Source organism: Nosocomiicoccus sp. HMSC067E10, from assembly GCF_001810835.1.
GTDB classification, from domain to species: domain Bacteria; phylum Bacillota; class Bacilli; order Staphylococcales; family Salinicoccaceae; genus Nosocomiicoccus; species Nosocomiicoccus ampullae_A.
Window position 1 is genome coordinate 1 of sequence record NZ_KV802760.1, and the last position, 1,178, is coordinate 1,178.

General features: G+C 39.0%; 1 protein-coding gene. It reads right to left on the reverse strand.

The features are described from left to right. Positions 1 to 41 precede the first annotated feature (41 nt). Positions 42 to 1,178 (reverse strand): IS256 family transposase (locus HMPREF2767_RS03045; protein WP_148128994.1); only part of this gene is annotated, 1,137 nt, incomplete at its 5' end.

Consider the following 1,178-nt stretch of genomic DNA (forward strand, 5'->3'; position numbering starts at 1 on the left):
GGTCAAGTCTTAAATATTGTGTAAAATAAAAAATCTCTCTGTTATTCTTTAGCTTCCACGAACGCGCTCACTTTTCTATTTGTTTCTTTATAGGCTTCATTCGCATCAAGAAGAAGTGCGCCAATTAAACGAAATGCAGACTCGATATTTGGAAATACTCTAACAACGCGCTCACGACGTCTTAACTCACTATTTAGTCGTTCGAGTGCGTTTGTACTTTTTAAAAACTTTTGTCTAGCCGCTGGACACATTAAACATTGAATCGCATCGTCAAATCCACTTTCTAAAATTTCTACCGCGTGATTAAATCTTGGATCCTCTGATACAAAGTCTAAAAACTTCTCTTTTGCTTCTCGTGCATGTTGGGGTGTTGTCGTATGAAAAATCTCTCTCAATAATTGACGCGCAACAGTTGAACCTTTTTTAGGCATTACATTCGTAATGTTTCTTAAGAAATGGACTGTGCATCTTTGCCAAGGTGTGCCCGGAAACTCTTCTTGAATCGCCTGCTTTAAACCTTGATGTGAATCTGAAGTAATGAGTTCTGGTTGTGTTAATCCACGATTTTTTAAGTCACGTAAAAAGTGTCCCCAGTGATTCTTACTCTCAGCATCATCCACTTTAAACCCAAGTACTTCACGATGACCATCTACACCAATACCGAGCGCAATATACACAGCTTTAGAGACGATTCTATGATTCTCACGTACTTTAATATACATCGCATCTACTGATACATATTTAAATATATTGTGTGTTAATGAACGCTCCGCGAAGTCTTGGATTTCTGGATCTAATCGTTTCATCACGTTAGATACGAATGATTTCGAGACACTTTCTCCGACTAGTTCTTCCACAATTTTAGTGACTTTACGCGTAGACACACCGCTGACTACCATTTCAATCAAAGAAAGCACGAGCGCCTGGTCCTTTCTTTGCCACTTCTCAAATACCTGTGGTGAAAACTCTCCGGAACGTGTTCGTGGGACTTCGAGTTCAATTTTTCCAACTAACGTTGTGAACCCTCGGCGATAACTGCCATTACGATAGTCTTTTCGACTACTGTTTCTTTCATATGAGCCAATACCCATGTATTCATCTCGTTCTTCTTGCATCACTTGATTTAACACTAAAGTTAGAAGACCCTTAGTCATTTCATTAAGGTTACTTCCAGAGAT